This is a genomic window from Nitrospira sp. M1 (assembly GCF_965152605.1).
This window is the reverse complement of the sequence record NZ_OZ224217.1, coordinates 281429-304164: the sequence shown is the minus strand read 5'-3', so window position 1 is coordinate 304164 and position 22736 is coordinate 281429. Positions and strand designations below refer to the sequence as shown.

17 protein-coding genes are annotated in these 22736 nt (G+C 47.7%); 7 read left to right on the top strand and 10 right to left on the bottom strand.

Annotation, left to right across the window (positions count from 1 at the left end; all coding sequences use genetic code 11):
- Positions 1-292: 292 nt before the first annotated feature.
- Positions 293-955 (bottom strand): hypothetical protein, encoded by a 663-nt coding sequence (locus ACWHX8_RS01430; RefSeq protein WP_447970191.1) that lies wholly within the window; start codon positions 953-955, stop codon positions 293-295.
- A gap of 810 nt (positions 956-1765) precedes the next feature.
- On the opposite strand from ACWHX8_RS01430, the gene ACWHX8_RS01425 reads away from it, so the two are divergent.
- Together ACWHX8_RS01425 and arsS are read left to right on the top strand one after the other, a co-directional pair.
- The gene (locus ACWHX8_RS01425; protein WP_447970190.1) at positions 1766-2956 is read left to right on the top strand and encodes a methyltransferase domain-containing protein; all 1191 of its coding nucleotides are present in this window, start codon (positions 1766-1768) and stop codon (positions 2954-2956) included.
- 76 nt (positions 2957-3032) lie between these two features.
- Positions 3033-4085 carry an arsenosugar biosynthesis radical SAM (seleno)protein ArsS gene (gene arsS / locus ACWHX8_RS01420; protein WP_447971841.1) on the top strand — a complete coding sequence of 351 codons (1053 nt, stop codon included), beginning with the start codon at positions 3033-3035 and terminating at the stop codon, positions 4083-4085.
- A 113-nt stretch (positions 4086-4198) separates the two neighbouring features.
- Here the strand turns inward: arsS and ACWHX8_RS01415 are convergent, their stop codons facing one another.
- On the bottom strand, positions 4199-4447 hold the full coding sequence (locus tag ACWHX8_RS01415; protein ID WP_447970189.1) for a hypothetical protein: 249 nt from the start codon (positions 4445-4447) through the stop codon (positions 4199-4201).
- A 362-nt stretch (positions 4448-4809) separates the two neighbouring features.
- On the opposite strand from ACWHX8_RS01415, the gene ACWHX8_RS01410 reads away from it, so the two are divergent.
- Positions 4810-5085 carry a MoaD/ThiS family protein gene (locus ACWHX8_RS01410; RefSeq protein WP_447970188.1) on the top strand — a complete coding sequence of 92 codons (276 nt, stop codon included), beginning with the start codon at positions 4810-4812 and terminating at the stop codon, positions 5083-5085.
- A gap of 286 nt (positions 5086-5371) precedes the next feature.
- Here the strand turns inward: ACWHX8_RS01410 and ACWHX8_RS01405 are convergent, their stop codons facing one another.
- The gene (locus tag ACWHX8_RS01405) at positions 5372-5662 is read right to left on the bottom strand and encodes an HU family DNA-binding protein (protein ID WP_447970187.1); all 291 of its coding nucleotides are present in this window, start codon (positions 5660-5662) and stop codon (positions 5372-5374) included.
- Positions 5663-6049: 387 nt separating this feature from the next.
- On the opposite strand from ACWHX8_RS01405, the gene ACWHX8_RS01400 reads away from it, so the two are divergent.
- Positions 6050-6643, top strand: coding sequence for a hypothetical protein (locus ACWHX8_RS01400; RefSeq protein WP_447970186.1), 594 nt, complete (start codon positions 6050-6052; stop codon positions 6641-6643).
- Between the two features lie 29 nt (positions 6644-6672).
- On the opposite strand, the gene ACWHX8_RS01395 is transcribed toward ACWHX8_RS01400, so the two are convergent.
- Positions 6673-7983, bottom strand: coding sequence for an amidohydrolase family protein (locus ACWHX8_RS01395; protein ID WP_447970185.1), 1311 nt, complete (start codon positions 7981-7983; stop codon positions 6673-6675).
- Between the two features lie 450 nt (positions 7984-8433).
- Here ACWHX8_RS01395 and gcvP point away from each other — a divergent pair, with 450 nt between their 5' ends.
- Positions 8434-11322 (top strand): aminomethyl-transferring glycine dehydrogenase, encoded by a 2889-nt coding sequence (gene gcvP / locus ACWHX8_RS01390; RefSeq protein WP_447970184.1) that lies wholly within the window; start codon positions 8434-8436, stop codon positions 11320-11322.
- Positions 11323-11457: 135 nt separating this feature from the next.
- Complete coding sequence (locus tag ACWHX8_RS01385) at positions 11458-12720, top strand: dicarboxylate/amino acid:cation symporter (RefSeq protein ID WP_447970183.1); 1263 nt, start codon at positions 11458-11460, stop codon at positions 12718-12720.
- Between the two features lie 3 nt (positions 12721-12723).
- Here ACWHX8_RS01385 and ACWHX8_RS01380 read toward each other — a convergent pair whose 3' ends face one another.
- From ACWHX8_RS01380 to ACWHX8_RS01365, 4 genes are all read right to left on the bottom strand, one after another.
- Complete coding sequence (locus ACWHX8_RS01380; RefSeq protein ID WP_447970182.1) at positions 12724-13650, bottom strand: tellurite resistance TerB family protein; 927 nt, start codon at positions 13648-13650, stop codon at positions 12724-12726.
- Between the two features lie 193 nt (positions 13651-13843).
- Complete coding sequence (locus tag ACWHX8_RS01375; protein ID WP_447970181.1) at positions 13844-14107, bottom strand: hypothetical protein; 264 nt, start codon at positions 14105-14107, stop codon at positions 13844-13846.
- Between the two features lie 1038 nt (positions 14108-15145).
- Positions 15146-15301 carry a hypothetical protein gene (locus tag ACWHX8_RS01370; RefSeq protein ID WP_447970180.1) on the bottom strand — a complete coding sequence of 52 codons (156 nt, stop codon included), beginning with the start codon at positions 15299-15301 and terminating at the stop codon, positions 15146-15148.
- A gap of 351 nt (positions 15302-15652) precedes the next feature.
- Positions 15653-16066: a CBS domain-containing protein gene (locus tag ACWHX8_RS01365; RefSeq protein ID WP_447970179.1), complete on the bottom strand. Its 414-nt coding sequence runs from the start codon at positions 16064-16066 to the stop codon at positions 15653-15655.
- Positions 16067-16237: 171 nt separating this feature from the next.
- Here ACWHX8_RS01365 and ACWHX8_RS01360 point away from each other — a divergent pair, with 171 nt between their 5' ends.
- Positions 16238-17878, top strand: a complete 1641-nt coding sequence (locus ACWHX8_RS01360) for an alpha-keto acid decarboxylase family protein (protein WP_447970178.1) — start codon at positions 16238-16240, stop codon at positions 17876-17878.
- On the opposite strand, the gene ACWHX8_RS01355 is transcribed toward ACWHX8_RS01360, so the two are convergent.
- Both ACWHX8_RS01355 and ACWHX8_RS01350 read right to left on the bottom strand, forming a co-directional pair.
- Positions 17875-21795, bottom strand: coding sequence for an nSTAND1 domain-containing NTPase (locus tag ACWHX8_RS01355; protein ID WP_447970177.1), 3921 nt, complete (start codon positions 21793-21795; stop codon positions 17875-17877). The two genes, ACWHX8_RS01360 and ACWHX8_RS01355, sit on opposite strands and share 4 nt — an antisense overlap.
- A complete protein-coding gene (locus tag ACWHX8_RS01350; RefSeq protein ID WP_447970176.1) occupies positions 21792-22688 on the bottom strand; it encodes an SIR2 family NAD-dependent protein deacylase in 897 nt (298 codons plus the stop codon). Before ACWHX8_RS01350 ends, ACWHX8_RS01355 begins: the two co-directional genes overlap by 4 nt.
- Positions 22689-22736 lie beyond the last annotated feature (48 nt).

Below are 22736 nucleotides of genomic sequence, written 5' to 3'. Positions count from 1 at the left end.
CCAAGAACGTAACTGACTGGCAACAAAGGCTCCATGTCAGTAGCTATGGAATTCACAACTACCGTGCTCTAGAACACTTATAATGGAGACATCAGATAGCGCCAGACATCAACGTAGATTGTGCCTATGAGCTTTGCGTGACCATGCAGAACTATCGCGCCCTAGGCTAGAACACATGTAATCCGCATGCTGGAAACGTTGTAAAGTCGCAATGAAAATTGAACCTCAGTAATGAGAGGAACCAGAACCTTGTGTAGATATAAGGAAAGTCAAACGCAGGCGAACAGTAAGACTACATCTGCAAATACACGAGAGCTTCAAGCGGATTGAGGCCTTTCAGCCCTAAAAAGGCAAATGACACAACACAGACGAGAAGGACGGCTAGAATGACAAGAAAAGTGAGACTCCACTTTTTTCGTGGTCGAGGATACTGCGACTCTTCTTCATACATGGCTTTCGCCTCTTCCCAGAGAGGACTTCGTTTTCGTTCTTTCCGAAGAATCATCGCATCAACGGCGGATCGTCCATCCAACCCTTGTAACTCTTCGTCCTGAAAATCCTGTTGACGCGCATTCGTTGAAGGAAGCTTGGCCATCGGAGAATCTGAGCCTTCACGTCCTCCCTTTGCTCCCTTGATGCGACGTGTATAGGGCACTCCGCAATTCGGGCAAAGCCATGTTTGTTCTTCTGCTGCAACCGACACTTCGGGTACAGACTCGGAAGCCACTGGACTCCCGTCCTTGACTTGATGATTGGCCGTCGGAGCGCCACAATGAGGACACGCATAGGCAAACTTGGATATGGGATTCCCACAATCTTGACAAGCAAGGAGCGTCTCATTGGATTTTCCGTTCAAACGGTCCTTTTTCCCCGGATAGGGAAAGGCACATTGCGGACATGAGAGAGCTTCTGAAGATACTTCTTTCTGGCATTCGGGACATTGGACAAGCGGCATGAGTATAGTCCTCGCAATCCTCTCTAGAAATTGTATGGGCGTACGGCTTGAAACACGTACCTAATTATATAGCAAAGTCAGTACCTATATGAGAACTAGAAAAAAACATAGAGAAATTCAATATGTTATACTTATTTCATCTTCAGATTCTGGTCGATAACAGGATAAAAGTGGATGGAATCCCCTTCACCTTTGATGCCTGAAAGCTCATCATGAAATCGAATATCACTTCACCTAAAGAGTAATACAGAGTAGCAAAAGGCCTAAAACACTATCGCATCCAAGCCCACGGACACCTGTAATCTACACACAAAGTTGGAAACCCTATGCTCCCGATAATAGGCCCAACAATTCCTGTGAATCCGACAACTACCGTGGCCGTGGACACCTGTAATCTATACACAAAGTTGGAAACCCCTTGCTCCCGATAATAGGCCCCTCAATTCCTGTGAATCCGACAACTACCGTGGCCGTGGACACCTGTACTCTATACACAAAGCTGGAAATCCCTTGCTCCCGATAATAGGCCGCTCAATTCCGGTGAATCCGACAACCACCGTGGCCGTGGACTCCTCTTGTGTGCTGACTAGCCACCTCTTAGCAAGACGGATTCATACATAATTATGTTCCTGGGGTAACACAAACGCTTACAAAAAACCCTCAACTGGATACCAAACAAGAGAAATTTTGTAACATTTCTGGTAATTTCTAGACTCCACACACAGCCGATGACTCGGAGAGGAGAGCCGTGCATGTAGAAAAACGTCTGTCGCCCAGACTTCATTGCTAATTTTCAATAGACGAGGAACTATGCAGAACGAAACCATAACACAAGCGGTCAGTGAACGGTACGCCAAAGCCGTAACAACCGGTGAAGAGATGTGCTGTCCAACTGGGTATAACCATGAAGAATTAGGGAAATTCATTCCAGAGGCGGTTCTAAAAGTCTCCTACGGATGCGGAACGCCCGTAGGCCTCACCACCGTCAAACCCGGCGAAACCGTTCTGGACATTGGGTCAGGCGGTGGGATTGATTGCTTTGATGCATCACGACGCGTTGGAGCAGAAGGCAAGGTCATTGGCATTGATATGACCGATGAAATGCTCGCGCTGGCTCGCAGCCAAGCTCCTATTGTCGCTACCAATCTGGGCTACCCTGCATCCAATGTCGACTTCCGCAAAGGGTTTGCCGATGCCATGCCTGTTGAAGATCACTGCATTGATCTTATCGTATCCAACTGCGTCATTAACCTTGCCCCGGATAAATTAAAAGTCTTCGCGGAAATGTATCGCGTGCTTAAACCCGGCGGCCGCTTTTCCATTTCTGATATTGTGGCGGACCAGCCAATTCCCAATTATATGATTCACGACAAAGAAAAATGGGGAGACTGCCTCTCCGGCGCCTTGACGCTCAGTGATTACTGGGGTGGATTGCGGCAGGCAGGATTTGGAGGAATTCACCAGGTTGGCTTCATTCCCTGGCGCATCATTGATGGCATTCACTTTCTATCGTTAACATTGACCGGGTACAAACTGCCCCCGGCATCAGCCCAATCGTCAGTGCACTATGCAACCTTTACCGGACCATTCAGTCGTGTCACGGACGAACAAGGCCACAGGTTTACTCGTGGGATCCCACAAGCCATTGATGCCTCGACAGAACAATTGCTGCTGAGTGCCCCCTACCATGATTACTTTGTACTGACGGACAGCCCCATTGCACTGACGCGTGAAGACCCCAGATGGAGATCTGTGCTACCCGAAAATGTTCCTTGCAAATGGGAGGGACATTTTGCCCTCCTGACAGGGCCATTTCTTGAAGCGTCTGACGATGATGACCACAACTTTACATGTGGCCATCCGATGGAAATATGTTCAAAAACACTTGATGTGTTGGAAAACGATGCCTATCGTCAATACTTTGCGATCATTAACCGCGCAGGCGAAACTGTCACACCGCAAACAACAACATCCTGTGGCCCGACTGACGGATGCTGTTAACCATGAACAGGATATTACGGAAACACTCTATGCCTGTTCTCTGCTTCGGCGCATCAACACGACAGGAGCTCTTGCTATGATACGGGAGATTCCTCTTTCGCAACCCACGACCGTGCCGTTACAGAATACTCACATGGCTTCCTTTGACGAGACGATTGCCAGCCATGGGATTCCATGCCTGACGGCCAGCACCATAACGAGCTTACAAGTCAATATAGGAAAGGTCTGCAACCAAACCTGCCACCATTGCCACGTTGATGCCGGTCCACAACGCACGGAAATAATGACGGTAGACACCATGGATATGGTGTTATCCGCCCTCAAACGGTACCCGCAAATCACGATGGTTGATATTACCGGCGGGGCTCCGGAGATGAACCCGCATTTTGAATATTTCGTCACGGAATGCCGAAAGCTCGACCGAAAGGTCATCGACCGTTGCAACTTGACAGTATTCTTTGTCAAAGGCAAAGGACACCTTCCTCAATTCCTCGCAGAACACCACGTTGAAATTATCGCATCCTTGCCATGCTACATAGAAGATAATGTGGACGAACAGCGAGGGAAAGGCGTGTTCGATCGCAGCATTACCGCGCTGCAACAACTCAACACGTTGGGCTATGGCAGAGAGGGAAGCAACCTTCATCTACATCTGGTCTACAACCCTCTTGGACCAAATCTTCCCCCTTCACAGACGGAACTCGAAGTTGATTATAAAAAAGAGCTGATGTCACGTTTTGGGATTGCATTTAACAACCTCTATACCATCACCAATATGCCGATTCGTCGGTTTCTCGATGAACTAGAGGCCAATGGACAAACAGACCAATATCTTGAACTGCTAGTCAACAGCTTTAACCCGACGTCCATACCTGGTCTCATGTGCCGATCCTTGATCAGCATCGGATGGGATGGGATACTCTATGACTGTGACTTTAATCAAATGCTCAACCTCACCACTCACCCCTCCTCGCCTACCACGATCGCCAACTTTGACATTCGTACGCTCGAACATCGCCCAATCATGACAGGAACTCACTGCTATGGATGTACGGCAGGCTCGGGATCATCGTGCGGGGGCTCACTCACTGGAGAAAAAAACGTATCTCGTGACTCGTATCTCGTGTGAAGATAAAGAACGTATCTTGTATCTCGTCGTTCGTATTTCGTAAAAAGAATCTTCTGGCTTTTCTCTTACGCTTCACCCTTTACAAACGACGCTTCACGGTCTTTCTCCAAGCTTCAGGAGGGATGATTCTGAAGAAAACTGTTTGCGCAATCGTGACTACAGAAATAATACGTTCGGTCTTCGACTTTTCTCGTAATGGCAGAGTCAGCCGTAATATAGACCTTACACACCGGGTCCTGGATCATCGCATCCTTGGCCAATAGCCCCTGAGTCTCCTCAGTTTTATTCCAATCGCGAAAGGCACGCCGCACCATGTAAAATAAGATAATCAGCAGGAGGAGAATAATAATAATTCGATACATGCGTTTCCCATTTTGGAGTATACGATTCTGCCCGTTGGCCTCGTTCAGGAACGGTCAAGAGAGCGTCCCACCCTTAGAAGTATAGCTGGGCGCCTCGCTTGAGTCCAAGCTAACCTAGAAACACGTGTTAGCCAGATCCGGCTCCATTCAGAAAGTCTTTCGTTTCGTTATAATGTGCAGTCCACGGTCACCATTGAGAAGCAATGACCATCAGACGTGTTGACTTTTGACCACTCAGAGTCGGATAACTCTGAGTAAATGGCATCTGCCACTGAAGAGGTAGTCGAAGAACCGTCAGCATAATGTTGCGACGGGACTTCTTTGGGACTTGAGCAGTTTTATTATCTGAACAGGAGCGCATTATGGTAACCATTGCACTGATGGGAGAGTTACAGACCACGGAAGGTGAGCGGACAATTGGGTGTGAAATAGCAGAACCAACTTCAGTCAAACAACTGATTCGAAATCAGGGTAAGCCCCTTCGAGACGTCTTTCAATTATTGAAAGAGAAAAAGCTAATGGTGACGGTGAACAGGCGAATTGCTAGTGAAGATACGAAGGTCAACGAAGGGGATTTTGTGAATCTTGTCGCACACGATGGAATGGGAAGAAGTGGACTCACGCCATCACTCTATTGACTATAGCGAAACCAAATAACTTCCAGCCGAATGTACATCATGTACACAGCGCAAAACACACGTCATATAGACGGAAGCATATAGGAACGGCTATAGCACATCACCGTCAGCCTTCAACTAGGAAACAGCTCCAAACTCAACAGACACAAAACCAGACAGCAAAAGGGGCAACGCGTTTAGCTGGCGTTGCCCCTTTTGAGCATCGTACAAATATGATGTGCGCCCTAAAAGAACTATCGACAGGAGACAGGCCATTAGGAGGGGGAAAGTCTAATGGGCCGTAAACTTACTTCTTGACGCCTAGAATTTTATCTTTGGCGGCTTTCGCGACCCTGAATTTCAAAACCTTCTTGGCCGGAATCTTAATGGCTGCGCCCGTTTGCGGATTTCGACCAATTCTAGCCTTACGATGGGCAAGAACCAGTTTCCCAATTCCTGGTAACGTAAATGAATTTTTGGCTTCCTTGTAGGACAATTCAGCCAAATCATCAAGAATTTGCGTAGCGACCTTCTTCGTAATGTCTGCCTTCTTCGCTACATGATCGGCAATCTGAGACTTAGTCATCGCTTTTCCCATATACAGACCTCCTCCTCAGAGTAGATGTTAATTAACAGTGACCCGCCAGCTTTTGTCTTTGTAAAGATATTACCAATGGAAGGAAAGCCCCTTTCCCCTACGAATAAAGAGGCGAAAGTCACACATGCATGTTCTATGAAGCACGCGTGTACCCTTTAGACAGGTAACGGGGCGGAAGTGTACCGGATGCACAATACCCTGTCAACACAGTCGAAATCATATTTTGAGTGGTCATAATCATTGCATTGTGTGACGTAAAACTGATGTAGAATCTTTCGTTGATCTGAGGCTTCTCTTGCAGGCTGCCCTCATTGCACTATACAGTAGAGAACTGTTAAAGAAAGTTATAATTTATTATCATCTAATTGTAAAGATAAGATATCTATTATGGCTAAAGAGCTTCCCATAATCGCATCTCCACAAAGTGGCGACGAACCAGCGAAACAAGACATTGCATACTCTCGAGTCTTCTGCCAACGTGCGGACACTCCGCCGCTGAAATTACTCTTAGATTTCCTCAAAGCCAAGAATCAAACGCCACTCATCCCGACCCTAGACCCTGAGGCTCTTGATGACTGGGACTGGACGCATATCTCGCTCGGATATCATCGAGAACGAAAACCACTACAACTCTTTTGCGTGCGAAACAAGGGGACGTATAAAGAGGTGTACGACGAAGAGCAAATAACCTTTTTAAATCGTCTCTCCCCATTCGATCATATGGAAGGACAAATTGCTCGAGAGTTTGTGACTCGAGCACAATTTATCGCCACCATTCAAATGATCAAGAATGACATTACGGACGAAGGCTATGATTTTAATGGGTGGATCCTTGAATTCTTCCAGGAAAACTGCGATGGCATAGTCCAGATCGATGGCCAGGGGTTTTTCTCGCCTAAAGGTGATTTAGTGGTTGATATGCAAGAGTCAAGCGAAGACATAACCGACGGTTCACCAACACAACAGGCCGCAGAAGCGTAACCGCTTCGCAGGCACAGATTTTCTCCACATTAGCCTTCACTCTTCACCTTCAAGGCTTCGCTCACACATTCTTCAAAAGTTTTGTTCGGAAAATTTGGCAACCCCTGGCGGTAGGCCACGCCATCCTTAATCACTTCAAATAACGCACCAGTCTCAAAGCGTTGTGGATCATCAACCACATTGGCTTGGCATACCAAAAGATCCGCAGGAAAACCCGCAGCCACTTTTCCTGCTCCTCCCTCACAGACAAGTTCTCCAGCCAATCCGGTCATGCCATGCCATGCCGATAACGCTGGGACGCCATCATTCATCAACGAGACCAATTCCATATAATTGCGACCATGCATGCCAGGAAGAATAGGATCGGTACCGCCAAGCATCTTCAGACCAGTCTTAAACGCAGCTTGAACCGCCTGAGCATGAACTTCTGTGACTTGTTGAACCTTTTGCCTCACAAAAGGCGTGAGATCCTCGGCCTGGGTCAGCGCTTGGCCAATCCATGAGGTTGGGGTCACGGTACAGCCTTTCACATACGCCCGTTCAGCAAGCGCCTCATCCATAAACGAGATATGTTGAATGTCCTTGACTCCATGCTCGATGGCTAAGGCAATGCCATTTTGACTATGAGCATGGGCTGCGACATACATGCCTCGCGCCGCAGCTTCTTCGCAAATCGCACCAATTTCAGCAGCCGTGAAATCCCGATCCTCAAGTTTATCCGACGGCGACACCACACCTGGGCTTGCGCAAATCTTGACAAGATCCCCTCCGCAAGCGGCAATTTCTCGGACACGCTTTCGACAAGCCCAGGGGCCATCTACAATGCTGGAGGGTCTGCCGGGGCCTGGTGGCCACAAGGCCGAGACCTGTCCACAACAACGATCCGGCCCCAGAAAGTCCGCATGTCCTCCAGTCGTGGATAGCATGCAAATGGCAATCTTCAGTCGTGGACCAATAATCACGCCCTGATCGACGAGACGCTTGAGCACATGGGTCGCACCTCCTACATCACGCATCGTCGTGACCCCGCCATTCACGAGCGTTGTATACAAAATACGTTCTGAATAGACCAAGCCTTCCGGCCCACCCATGCGTTCAAGGTCTTCTCGACCCACGCCAAACAATGTCACATGGCCATGACAATCGATGAGGCCAGGCGTAACCGTATAGCCAGTACAATCAATGCGCGTCACTGCTGTACCCTTAGGACGCTTCACATTATGAGGCTGAACGGCTTCGATTTTCCCCTCATCAATCCACACGTCGACATGTTCGTGAACCGCATCTCTAGTCGCTGATGTGCCGTCATATAATGTCTGAATGTTTGAGAGTACAATCATAAAAAGGCCTCATGAAGATGAAGAAAGTCGAACGTTGCTTTGACTTCAATGTCTCTCCTCTACCGTAAATGCGTGACGCTTGGCAACCTTCATTTGGCTCGGATTCGTTCGCACTGAGCTACCCCTTTCCGCATAGCCTCATACATTTCGCCATCTCTTCCCTGTCACGGATTCCTTTGCAGAAGCCTGGAGATCATGATACCCTGTGAGCAATAGAACCTAGCACGACCATCTACAGGCATCTCAGGGATGGTCATGTATTTCGTGTCAGTGCAACGCGCACTACTGATGATTAACGATTCGGCAACCGTCTTCTTGTTTTCAGATACACACACCTCGATTTCAGATTGAACCATGCTCTGAATCTCAACTTTATCGGGAAAAACCCTGGGTTGCGAACCAAACATTCCCTTGCTTTTCAACATTTTCACGTAGGTCAATTAGGCAACCATGTCACATAGTCACAACCAGCACAACTTAGCCTTACTCGATACATTTCCCCGTCGACACATAGGGCCGACGGATTCCGATATCCAAGAAATGCTTGGGACCGTCGGGGTATCTTCCCTCGATGCCTTGGTGAAAAGCACCGTTCCGGAAGACATTGGATTAAAACAACCGCTTGGGCTTCATGCACATCGCAGCGAGCAAGACGTACTTGAAGAATTACGTCGTATCGCCAACCACAATCATGTCAACCGGTCATTTATCGGGATGGGCTACTACGACTGTATTACCCCTCCCGTCATTCTCAGAAATATCCTTGAGAATCCTGCCTGGTATACCCAATACACGCCGTATCAGGCCGAAATTTCCCAGGGCAGATTAGAGGCCCTGCTGAACTTCCAAACCATGGTCACCGACCTCACAGGGTTGCCACTCGCTAATGCCTCATTATTAGATGAAGCAACAGCTGCCGCAGAAGCCATGACCATGTGCCGGGCAATTAGCAAATCCGATCGCATGGCGTTTTTCGTATCGGAAGATTGCCACCCACAAACGATTGGGGTCATTGAGACACGAGCCAAGCCGCTCGGCATTACGATTCATACTGGAAACCCGGAACAGATTCATTGGCAGGACACGCAATATTTTGGAGTGCTACTGCACTATCCAACTACGAAGGGATTTGTTCGAGATTATCAATCTCTCGCACAAAGCGCGCATGAAGCTGGCGCCCTCGTCGTCGTTGCGACAGACCTTCTTGCACTCACACTTCTTCGATCACCTGGAGAATTCGGAGCGGATATTGCGGTAGGGTCAAGTCAACGATTTGGCGTTCCCCTCGGATTCGGCGGCCCCCATGCTGCCTTTCTCTCGACAAAAGAAGAATACAAGCGGCAGATGCCCGGTCGGATGGTTGGCGTGTCACGGGATACGCATGGTCACGTGGCCTATCGACTTGCGCTCCAAACACGCGAACAGCATATTCGACGCGACCGTGCCACCAGCAATATCTGCACGGCTCAAGCGCTGCTTGCCAATGTCGCCAGCATGTATGCCGTATACCATGGGCCGGCCGGCTTGAGACAGATGGCTCAACGCATTCGTGTGCTCACGCTCTGTGTGGCGGAAGGACTCCGAAAACTTGGCTGTCAGGTGGAGAACGAATTATTCTTTGACACGCTTCATATCAAGTCAACGGCACTTTCCCATGATCAGATTCTGGAGAATTGCCAGAAACAACGAATCAATCTTCGAATGTTTACGGATGGGACCTATGGGCTATCGCTTGATGAACCCACAACTCCTGCTGAAGTCGAGCGGCTGTTCCAGGTATTTTCACAAACAGAACAGCGTCCATTTACGCTGGATGAACTTTCACAGACTATCGACTCTGCCATCCCAATGCCTCATGCACGGACCACATCTTTTCTCACCCATGAGGTCTTTAATCAGTACCACGCAGAACATGAATTGCTTCGATACATGTATCACCTTCAGAATCGGGACCTTTCACTGGTTCACTCTATGATTCCGTTAGGGTCCTGCACAATGAAATTGAATGCCACGGCGGAAATGATTCCCGTGACTTGGCCAGAATTTGGGCGACTCCACCCCTTTGCGCCGCAAGACCAAACGAAGGGCTATCAAACAGTGTTCCACCAGCTAGAAGAATGGTTAGCCGAGATTTCTGGGTTTGCCGCGGTCTCGCTTCAACCCAACGCTGGCTCTCAAGGGGAATATGCTGGCCTCATGGTGATCCAGGCCTACCATGAACATCGTGGGGAAACGCAACGAAACGTCTGCCTCATTCCTGTATCCGCACATGGCACCAATCCAGCCAGTGCAGTCATTGCTGGACTAAAGGTGATCCCTGTGGCCTGTGATGAACGAGGCAATATTGACGTGACTGACCTCAAAGCTAAATCTGAGCAACACAAGGACACTCTGGCGGCCCTGATGGTGACCTATCCGTCAACTCATGGCGTCTTTGAAGAAACTATTCGTGAAGTCTGTCAGGTTGTGCATGACCATGGAGGACAGGTGTACATGGACGGGGCCAACATGAATGCCATGGTTGGACTTTGCCGGCCTGGAGATATTGGAGCTGACGTCTGCCATCTCAACTTGCATAAAACTTTTTGTATTCCACATGGAGGCGGCGGTCCCGGAATGGGGCCGATTGGCTCAGCAACCCATCTTGCGCCATTTTTACCAGGTCACCCCGTGCATAATCCTAGTGGAGATCAGGCTATTGGTCCCATCGCCGCTGCGCCATATGGCAGCCCGAGCATCCTCCCAATCTCCTGGGCCTTCATCGCACTCATGGGCGCAGACGGTCTCACCAAAGCCACACAAATTGCGATTCTGAATGCGAACTACATGGCCAAGCGATTAGAGAAGCATTACTCCGTGCTCTATACCGGGAAAAATGGATTGTCGGCACACGAGTTTATTCTGGATTTACGGCCGTTTAAAAAAAGTGCAGAGGTCGAAGTCGAAGATATTGCTAAACGGCTCATGGATTTCGGCTTTCATGCACCGACAATTTCATGGCCGGTCCCGGGAACCATGATGGTTGAGCCGACAGAAAGTGAATCGAAAGCGGAATTAGATCGTTACTGCGAAGCCCTCATCACCATCAGAAAAGAAATTGCTGAGATTGAAGAAGGCCGCCTTCCTCGGGATAACAATCCGCTAAAGCATGCTCCTCATACTATTGATCACATAGCCTCTTCGGAATGGGATCATCCCTACACACGAGAACAGGCCGCGTTTCCACTCCCCTGGCTACGCACCAGGAAATTTTGGCCTGCGGTCTCGCGAATTGATAACGTGTATGGTGATCGGAACCTCGTCTGTACCTGCCCACCCATGGAAAGTTTTCAATCCTAAGTCCTGAGCAGAGATGGATTTGCCTTCTTCAGGCCCCAACGGACAACCACAAGCTCTCTCAACGTATTTGAGAGCACGACGTTGCTGACTATCGCCTCACTAAGCACTGCACCAGTGTAAGATTTCCTTAAATTCATGGCTTCAAACTCCTCAAACCGTCTTCTGCTACTGATCATCCTCGGAATCCTCAGCGGGATTCTTCTTGGTGGGTTCCTTCCTGAAGCCGGAAGAACTGTGGCCTTTCTTGGAGAACTATTCCTTCGTGCACTGTTTGTCATGGTTGTGCCATTGGTGATGAGTTCCATGATCGTGGGTGTCAGTAGCCTTGGCGACGTGAGACAGTTAGGTCAATTAGGCGGGAGAACCATCCTGTTTTTTATGACAACGACAGCCATCGCCGTCGCTATTGGACTGATTCTGGTGCTCGCGATCCATCCTGGCGCACCGCTTGAAAATCAAGCCATGGAACCAACAAGCGAATCGGTGCAGGATGTTTCGAAACGCATGGAAGATAAGCCCACGACACTTGGAGATTTATTGAAAACAATCCTCACAAGCATGGTGCCGCAAAACCTGTTTGCCGCAATGGCGAATACAGATGTGCTTCCACTAATTGTCTTTTCCTTGATGTTTGGAGGAATCCTGACCACAATCGGAGAAAAGGGCCATATTGTCATTCGACTGTTTGAAGGCATCAACGAAGCCATTATGGGCATCGTGCACGTATTGATGTGGGTTGCCCCCATTGGGATTGGCGCACTCATTGCTGGCCGGTTGGGAGAAGCTGGAGGATTTGCGGGATTCTGGCCACAACTCCAGACATTGGGGGCGTATGCCGGAACCGTCATTCTTGCACTTCTTCTGCACGGGCTCATCATCTTGCCCATAGCGCTTCGATTTCTGGGAAAACAATCGATAGGGGCCTACGCTAAGGTCATGAGTGCTCCACTCATGACAGCCTTTTCCACCAGCTCAAGTTCGGCCACCATGCCATTGACCATTGAAAGCCTTATTGAGAAGGGCAATATCTCTCGACGAACGGTGAGCTTCGTGATTCCACTTGGGGCCACGATTAATATGAATGGCACGGCGTTGTATGAAGCCGTCGCCGCCGTCTTTATCGCGCAAAGCTATGGGATTGAATTGGGGCTGGGAGAAACGATTATCGTGCTGCTCACAGCGACGCTTTCGGCCATTGGCGCAGCAGGTATTCCTGAAGCCGGGCTCGTCACGATGGTCATTGTCTTAAAAGCCGTCGACCTTCCCATCGAAGGCGTCTCGCTGATCTTAGTGATCGACTGGTTTCTAGACCGATGCCGAACCACGGTCAATGTCTGGAGTGATGCCGTCGGAGCAGCCGTCATTGATCGATTGGAAGGTGGACAGAAAGAACCCTAACGCCTATAACCCGCTTCGATCTTCACGAGAAATGGTGAGTTTCGCCTCGATGAATTCTTGATGACCAAGTTCTAAGCCTTTAGAAATTGCGCGAATTTCTTCGATTTCCTCACTTGAGGTTTTGCCGGCAGCATTCGCAATAGCAAAAAGCCCCTTGAGAAAGGCTCGACGCTCGTCGACCGTCGTCCGCGCACAAAATCCTTTGGTCAACTGCACAAAATCCAGGCCCTTCATGATGCGCTGATGACTAACTTCCATGATCAACTGCGCCTGGTCTTCAGGCAGTTGCCAACCGTCAGCTAAGGCTCGGCTAATAGAATTCTGCTCCTGTTCACAAAAGGCTTTATCGACCCAAGCCACCCGCGCCATGATGCCCGCGGCCAAGCAGACTTTTCGAATTTCTCCATCGGGCAATGAGAACGTGAGACCCCGCGCTGTCATTTCTGCGGCAAGCTGGTAATACACGGTATTTTTTATGTAGTCCTCAAGTCGGCTCTCCCGACCACCATCATTTCCATACGAACCTGTTCGAGAGCTGATCGCTCTCCGAAGAGGATTCCCAAGATGGGCCAATAGTCCCGTACTCTTTGAATCAATGTCTTGCCGCAACGTTTCCACCACAGCCGATTCGGCTTCTTTTTTCTCCCCATCGATATGGACGAGTTTTTCTAATGTCGAAAGAGCCAATGCCTTCTCTTCTTTCGTGGTGATGCCGTTCAAGACACGCGTCAACAATTCCTGACGCTCTTCCTCACTCACAGGTGATTCCATATATAACTCTAACTTCATCCATTCTTCCCCGGAAATCTCCGGCAGGAGAAATAACAACTCTTTCAACGCATTGATTTCTTTTGCCTCTAGCTTTCCATCAGCCCATGCCGCCGCAACCATTAATTTTCCGAGATTCAATACAAATTCTTTGTCAGCCATTGTTCTGTTTACCTTGTCTTAGAAGTTCTCTAAAGAATCTACATCAGCTAAACCTTTTGGCCTTCCTGTAGCCTTTTTATTCATAAGAAGATCATTTTTCCCAATACAAAAGACTGTGAGGTCTTCAATTGTGATTGGAATTTTGCGTTTCCACGCCTCATCGAAGACCACACCAGTAATCGAAGTGAGCACATCAATTCGCGAAGGAGCAACCCCAATTTGAAATACAATATTTGGCTGGGAAAGATCTTTCGTAGAGATTGGCCAGGGGTGCACCAAATTGCTTCAGAGCGTTGAAAACCCGATCGGCATTATCTGCCGTAGACCGCACCCAGATGTCCAAATCACCCGTGGCACGAGGCTCGCCGTGAGCGGCCACCGCATGCGCTCCGACGATCATAAAATCAGCACCAGTTTCGTTGAATGCGAACAACATCTCGACGAAGTCGCGGTTCATCCCACGTTCCATTCTTAAACGCCCATGCTTGGACGGTTAATGGCCAAACAAGTGCAACACGCTCACTCGGAGTCAGGTTGGCGAAATCGGAATTTCGTCCTTCTTCTCCAAGACTCATCTTTCGAACTTTATAATTTGAACGATCTATTGGAACGCTCATAAATGAGATTATACCAGAAAACTAGGTGTTTTTCCGAATACCCTTCTATAGAGATAACATCCTGATCCTGGTGAAAAGAAGGGAATGAACCGAAATGAAGCTCACCAAAACTATTAGAATCAAAAAGGCTCGAAGAGTATGGAGGAATTAAGTGCGACAGATGGAGGGCCGTTCTATGAGAACAACGTTGGGTGAGAATGGTCTGGTACAGACATAAAGACACTCCCTCTATGCAGTACCGTTATATATAGGGTCCCATCTTCCTACCACTTGTGAGCGTAAGAAAGACAGTGTGAAAAAATCAATCCTTTAATCATGGACATGAAATGCTAAAAATCTTTGTCGTCGGTATCGTCGTATTTTTCTACCTACGGTGTAAATATATGCCTTCCAGTTCATGCGTCAGGCTCCTTCTTTGTCCCTCTGATTCGAGAGGTAAGTGTTGAGCGTGGATGATAGACCCACCATGTGACGTGAATGTGTAGCCTGTTAAAGGTTTTCCGTTCCTATTCGTTCGTGGTATTCAGTTGTGAAAGTTTTCCTAATTTGGATGTTTGTCCTTCTCAGACCCAGGTAAGTCGGCGCGAATGATGGCGCAAAAGATATCATTCAAAATATGCTTGAGTGGGCATCTGAAAACATCCTGAAACGAAACCCTGGCCTGCTGGATAGTTCATTCCATCCGTTTCCGAACAGATGCACCAGGAACCGTCACTGCAGTTCCGAATGATTCTACCCAGCCCAGGATTTGACAATTCATACATCACAAACATGTAGTTGAGCAAAAAGTATTCCACATAACACATCTCAGTTGTTTCAAATAGATGGTTCACAAGAATTACGCGTCTTCGAGTACGAAAAAGTCCAATTCTCTTCCCTTATGCCGCTTTTTTGTAATCAACTTCTTTCGATTTTGACTCAGGATCTTTGGTATCTTCATTCGAGATTGGACATTGAGACCTTGTCAGAGTCATCACAAACACCGTCAAGACACCCAACAGATACAACCCAGCTCCGATGAATTCCCATGCCATACGCCACCCCTCCTTGAGCATTCGATTGAACAATAAAGACGATCACTTGAAGAACTACCGACCCCTATTTGTCCTTAGGTAGAGACGCTTGCCTCCCTCAATCTTTCTTGCATCACGATGGAGATATTGAGCAAAGTCCGCACCAATTTGAATGATGGGTTTCCGAAGAAGTCGATGCGCTCTACTATCAATGAAAGATGAACAGGTTACGTTCGTGAAGCGGATTCGCAACAAACATGGCAGGCAGGCATGAATAGGAAGACGTATGACTTTGGATATACAACGTATGAGAAGTGATACGCACTCTCACAGTTACTCCGACAAGAAATGGAACTCTGTGTAGATAATTGCTTAATGCGATGACTGCTGAAGAAAGGCTCGAAAGATATCTTTCCAGGTAACAATGCCTTCGATCATTCCACTTTGCGTCACGACTGGCAGACAAGAAATATCTTTATCGAGCAGGAGATGCGCCGCGTCTTCAATCGTTGTTTCATGTGACACCGTTGGATGATGTCTTCGCATGACCTGATGCGCACGCTTCTGTAAGGTCGCTAAATCACGGTCGGTCTCGGACAACGTTCCAACGTAGGGACTCAGGGCTTGCCAAAGATCTTTTTCAGTAATCACCCCTTCCAATTGGTTGTCACTACAGACTAAGAGATGATGAAACCTGGCTTTCAGAAAAATGGACCGCACATACTCAAGGCTGTCATCCATATCCACAGTAACAACCTTTGTAATCATCACGGAATCGACTGTCATCCAGACTTCTCCTCATCGATCATATTAGCGCATCGTATGGGCCGAGAATGCAAAAAGTCCCATCGTCCTTGATATCGCAATTTGAAGAACGCCACCAGAATAGACGATTTTTTCCTCGTAGTAGTCTTTTTCGGTATAATTAAGTAAATGGTTAACAAAGGAAACAAGCCCATGTCTGAAACGATCGGCTCGCTCCTGCTCAAACGGCTGCACAACCTTGGCCTGCATCATATCTTTGGCATTCCAGGCGATTATGTGTTGACCCTCTATAAGTTGATCGAAGAATCGCCAGTTCAGCATATCGGGACCACTCGTGAAGATTGTGCGGGGTTTGCTGCCGACGCCTATGCCAGGATTCATGGGATTGGTGGGGTCTGCGTCACCTATTGTGTGGGGGGGTTAAATATTGTGAATGCCACGGCCTGTGCCTACGCCGAGCGTTCACCGGTCGTGGTGCTTTCAGGATCTCCCGGAAAGGCGGAACGCATTCAAAATCCCTTCCTCCATCATATGGTTCGGGACCACACCACTCAACGTGAAGTATTTGACAAAGTCACGGTCGCTTCAGTGATTCTTGATGACCCCGCAATGGCAGAACAGGATATTGATCGAGCCCTCGCGGCCTTACGACGCTATAAACGACCGATTTATTTGGAAATTCCTCGTGATATGGTACTGACGCCTGTCGATATCCAATCAAGCACGGCTCCTAAAGAAACAGAATGTTCAAGCGATCCGGTCGCACTGAAGGAAGCCGTGGGCGAAGTCCAGGAAATATTAGCCGACTCAGAACGTCCAGTTCTGTTAGCTGGTGCAGAAATCTATCGATTTGGACTCCAGGAAGATCTACGTCAATTAGTTGAACGCATGCATGTGCCAATCGCCACAACACTCTTGGGTAAATCGGTTATTCAAGAAGATCACCCGTTGTATATTGGAGTCTATGGGGAACTGGTAGGTCGAGAGGACGTGCTGGCGTTTGTCGATGAGGCAGACTGCCTTCTGACAATGGGCACGGTTCTGACAGATATTGACGATATCAAGGTACATACAAAGTTGTTAGCCTCGGGCAGAACAATTAATGCAACTGCTGATGCCATTACCATCAAACATCATCGCTATGACGATGTCCGATTTGAAGACTTTGTGCGAGCACTGTCTTCTGCCCCCTTACCTTCATTCCCAACACGACCATTACCTAAACAGGACCCGCGCCTCTTTGAAGAGCCATCTTCTTCAACACCAGTCACCCTCCACAGCCTTTTTGGGCATATCGATAGTCAATTAACAGAAAACCACTTGGTAATCGCCGATGTGGGAGAATCGCTCTTTGCCTCTGCCGATCTTCACGTCCATCAAAGTGCTGAATTTCTTTCTCCGGCCTATTACACCTCCATGGGGTTCAGCATGCCTGCGGCATTAGGCGCTGGCTTTGCCGATCCCTCGAAACGAATCGTCGTCCTTGTCGGAGACGGCGCCTTTCAAATGACCGGAACAGAGTTGAGCACATGCCTTCGTCACGGACAAGCTCCCATCGTCATCGTACTCAATAACCATGGGTACACCACCGAACGAGAAATTCTCGAAGGTCCCTTCAATGATCTGCAAGAATGGCATTATGAAAAAATTTGCGACCTGATCGGAGGGGGAATTGGACTGCTCATCCGTACCTACGATGAGTTAGTCAAAGGCTTGAATCGTGCGATGGGCGATGAAAAAAACATCTACATCTTAAATGTATTTCTTGATCCCGCCGATCGCTCCACCGCCATGACCCGCGTGGCACAACGTTTAGCTAAGAGGCTTACCTAAGCAGCTTTCTTGAAGTTGCCCGTTTTGTTTTGCACCTCTTCTCTATCTAAGGTTGGAATCAAGTCATTTGTATTTTGATGGCTGACTTTTGTCGTGTTTACATATCCAGCTTTCGAGAGGCTCCTCTTTTTTTCAAGCTCACCGATCTTAGCTATTTTCTTTGCACGCTTTTCATGATTGAACTGCAAACTGTCATCGAGTGCTTGCGCTGCTCTATATATTTCAATTGCTGCCGTAACATGGCCTGCTTTGGCCATGTCGTCCCCACGGGCAACGAGTAGTATTGGTTCACAGTGATCAAAAAGAATGGTTTTGTATTTTCCACACTCCTTTTCCGTTAACTTTGAGCGTGTCTTGCGAGCATTCGCCAGCTCCTTTAACCTGTTCGAGTCAAGCGTAATTAAGCGGACAGTATGATCCAAACTCGCTGTAGCCAATACATGACTATCAGGGCTAAATGCTAGGCTTGTGATGCGATCAGCATGGCCAGTGAAAGTGCCTAATAATTTATAACTTTTCTTATTTAAGTCATAACCTTCACTTTTAATGTCTCGTTCCCATACCTTCGCTTCTCCATTGCTCATTGCCGTTGCTAGACGAGAACCGTCACCATTGAAAACAACATCTCTAACTTCAAAGTCCTGCTTGTCATCGAGCGGCATTGTATTTTCAGTCTCAGCATCCCAGATTAAAGTTGTGCCGTCGTCACTGGCTATGGCCACATAAAGACCATGCTGAACAGGACTGAATGTTACAGCATTGATATCAGTATTATGTTCAAATAATTTGTGTTTATGACATGAAGACGTATCCCATTTCCATATGACCGCTTTATCATCTTTTCCTCCAGTCACAAGAAACTTGCCATCAGGACTAAAAGCAACTGCATTTAGTCTTTTATCATGCTCGCCTACACATTCAACCGTCATATCTCCCGAGCTGACCTCCCAGATTTTCGCCGTCGCATCACTGCTTGCAGTAGCCAAATAATTTCCATCTGAACTAAATGCCAGCATGTTTACTGATCCAGTACCGTCTGTAACCTCATGACTCACACTAATTGTCCGTTCTCCCGAAGACATATCCCAGACTTTCGCAGTCGCATCACTACTGCCCGTAGCCAATAACCGGCCATCTGGACTAAACGCGAGCGCATTGACCGATTTCGTATGTGTCTGACCGTCATTATCACCTTCATCAAGAGTATATTTCACGTTTCCCGATTCCACTTCCCACACTTTTGCAGTCGTATCCGTACTAGCTGTAGCCATATACTTCTCATTAGGACTAAATATAACCCTATTGACTTCGTCGACGTGACCATCAATCGTCAATAGATCTTCATTAAATCGCGTGGACCAGATTTTGGCCGAGTTGTCCCAACTTGCCGTCGAAACATGTGTTCCGTCCGGAGAGAAAGCTACCCCCCGCACTCGATCAAGGTGCCCGGAAAATGTGCCAAGTAGAGTACAGGATTCTGTATCCCATAATTTCGCAGTTCCATCAAAGCTTCCGCTTATAAGGCGTTCATCAGGACCAAAATCCACGCTATAGACTCGACCGCGATGGCCGGCAAGCTTTCTAAGAAGTGTGAAATTTCCCTCCAAACCCTCTTTCCATATGCTGATCATCCCGTCCTTCCCTGCCGTTGCGAGTCGAGAACTATCCTCCTTAAAGGCAACATCGTATATCCAGTTCATGGAAGAACTATCAGGATCCTTAAGTGTGTGCAAGAGGCTTCCTGACTCAACGTCCCACACCTTTATCGTTGCATCGTGACTGGCAGTAGCCAACCACTTCTTGTCGGTGGTCGGACTAAACGCGACCGCATTAACCCTATCAGTATGACCGTCATACTCTTCATCATCAAAGGAATACTTCAGCTCTAATTGTTCTAACTGTGACTTTGGTACCTCCGCGTCAAACTCCCAGACTTTCACAGTGTTATCTTTACTAGCGGTGGCCAATAGACTGCCATCTGCGTTAAATTCGACGTCAGTCACACTATTTTTATGGCCATCTTCTCCCTGTCCTGTGGTATATCTCAGGTCTTTCGAAGCAAGTTTCCACACCTTGGCCTCCCCATCACCGCAAGCGATTGCCAACCAATGTCCATCTGGACTAAATGCGACGGCGTTAACCCTATCAGTATGGGCAAAGGTAGCTATCCGCTTTAACTCTAATGCCGGTGTCTCCGAGACAATCTCCCAGACATTCACAGAATTGTCGTAACTGCCAGTGGCCAATAACTTCCCCTTTTCATCTCGACCCCAAGCGACAGTAAGCATCCACTCATCCGCCTTAGGAAGCGTGTAACGGACTTGTGAAGACTGTATCGCTAGACGCAACGCATCGCTCGCTTTTCTCTTGATTATGTCGTATGGTTCTCTTAGCTCTGTGAGCTTAACTGCTTCCTGGGCAAGCAAGATACTTAGCTCCGGATCAACATCGATATTCACCCTCGTTTCTGCCACCACATCACTGACGATAGCCTCTTGCTTTGCTTCAATTGCTTTCTGCTTTGCATTCAAGGCTATGACGAACATCACGCAAGCCGCAAGAAAAAGAGCAAGCATTCCCACGGCAGCCACTATCGCCATTTTCTTGTGCTGTCGCAGTAACTCTGCCCGATCACCTTCTTTCTTCGCATCTTCTTCAGCTTGATCTAGCTTCTTTTTCTCTATCCGTTCTCGTCGTTCTTGATCCTTTCGCCTTATCCAGGGAACTAAAAATTCGCTTGAGATTTCCCAGAATTGTTTCTCGCCACGAACTTCTCTTCTAATCAATTTCAGATCATGATCGAGACTTTTCAATGTTAACTCAAGCAATTCACGTGAAATTGCCTTAGGCCCGTTTTCCAGGTCGCTATCAACGTGTTTCAACAAGGTTTCATGTTCAACAACGTTTCGCGTCCCATCCGGCGTCAGTAAATCCATAAGAAGGTAGACCGCTGGTGTCTGTTGATGGATTTCCAGTGACGCCAACGCCTGCTCTAAATGCTGTTCTAATATTCCTTTAACTTCGCCTTCTTCTTGAAAGATTTGTTCAAAATCATTACAAGTTTTTCCTTTCTCATATAAATTACTACACACTATTTGTACTTCTGGAAGGCGAACATCCCCTCCTTCACTCCGTTCCTGAAATTGTGACTGAATTTTTTTAGCCAGGGATTGGCTGAATTCCGCTCGATAAGGACGACCTTTCAGTTCAAACGGCCCCCGTATTGCTTGATAAATCTGTGAACTCTTTAAATGTTCCAACCGCAGGTAATGGTCTGGGAGATCAGGACATTGCTTCAAGAGCGGTGTCAATTGGGCAAGATAGTCCTCTCTAAAAGCAAAAAGTAACTTAAATGGACATTCCCGATTGTTCAGAAGTGTCCCGATGGCCATGAGTACTCTCGCGTAGGGAGCAGTGGCCTGACCCACTTCTTTGTCAGTTGAGTGTTTTTTGAACAGAGTGGACCATTCTTCGAACTGGTCAAAGATGATAAGTGGTGGAGTGTGTGAAGATTCCTGAAGAAGCGTCTTGACAAAGTCATCAACAGACAACACAACCTTCGGAAACTCTTCTGTGGTAAATATGGAAGGACGAAACGGCGGTCGCCCCTCTTCTTCTATAGCGATCCGCGAAATGACAATTTCTTCGTTGAATCTTGGTTGCACCCGAACGCGTTCCGGTTGGAATCCTTCTTCGATGGCACGGGGGATCAACCCTGCATTGATCAAGGAGGATTTCCCTGTACCCGATGCCGAATACAACAATACCGCACGGTACATAACGATGAGGCGAATAAGTTTTTTTGACTCGTCTTCTCTCGAAAAAAAGACATGCCGACTTGCGTAGCTAAATGGTGCAATTCCGGGGAAGGGATTTTCCGGAAAGGTTAAAGCGGTGTCGAGCGTTTGATCGCTCATGATGTAAACTCGTTTCCTGTTACTTCCTTGTATAACCAAGGAACAAAATCCCATAAATCTTCAGAAATAAACGATATAATTCGCCGCTCATTCTGCCAAACATTGAGCAGAAGTGGGTCTGGGCTTCGATCAACAGAGAACGAATTAGGAAACTTTGATGAGTCCAGCCGCCATCGTAGGGTTTTAAAGAGGAGCCGTAGGTTGTAATCCTTGAGGCTATACCCAATAAACAGGGTTGGCCATTTTCGAAGCCGATACTTTATCGTTTCAGGCAGGGGATGAATGGAATCCTTATCCGACATTCGTTGAATGAAATGGATATAGTTCTCATCAGTCAATACAAGAGATTCCTCTTTTTCTAAATCACCATGCATCTTAAATAGGATTGGGCGCACCACCGAAGGATCGTCATTGGGATCCTCTGTGGGCTTATCCCCGTCGCAATCATAGACAAGAACGTTTGGACTTTTCTCTTGTCCATTGACCTCCACCTTTCGAAGAGAAGATTCCATAAAAGAATCGAAGTTAGTGGTCATGATAATCTTAAAGGGCAGTTCCGCTAACATTCGTAAAGCAGGTGAAGGTCTTTTCCCATCTCTCAACCGTGTTTTCACAGAATCAACGAGTACCTTACGACCTGCTTTTTGTTCGATAAACAGTGATACTCGCTGGAGATCATGAGGGGAGTCGTCAGGAAATTCAGTCTTAAACTCAAATTCTTCCGCCAGCTCACTTGCGAGTGTTCCGCCAAGCGGAACTCGTTCAGATTCTGGATACGAATAGCGTGAATCACTTGGGGGAGCGTGAACACCTGCACCAAGAAAAAGAATGCAATTTCCATCTTTGACTTGCTTAACCAGTTCTCTCTGTCCCTGAGATCCATTGCCATTCATGACTGGACACCTTTCACTCTACTCTCTAGCAACTGCCCGCTGGCCATT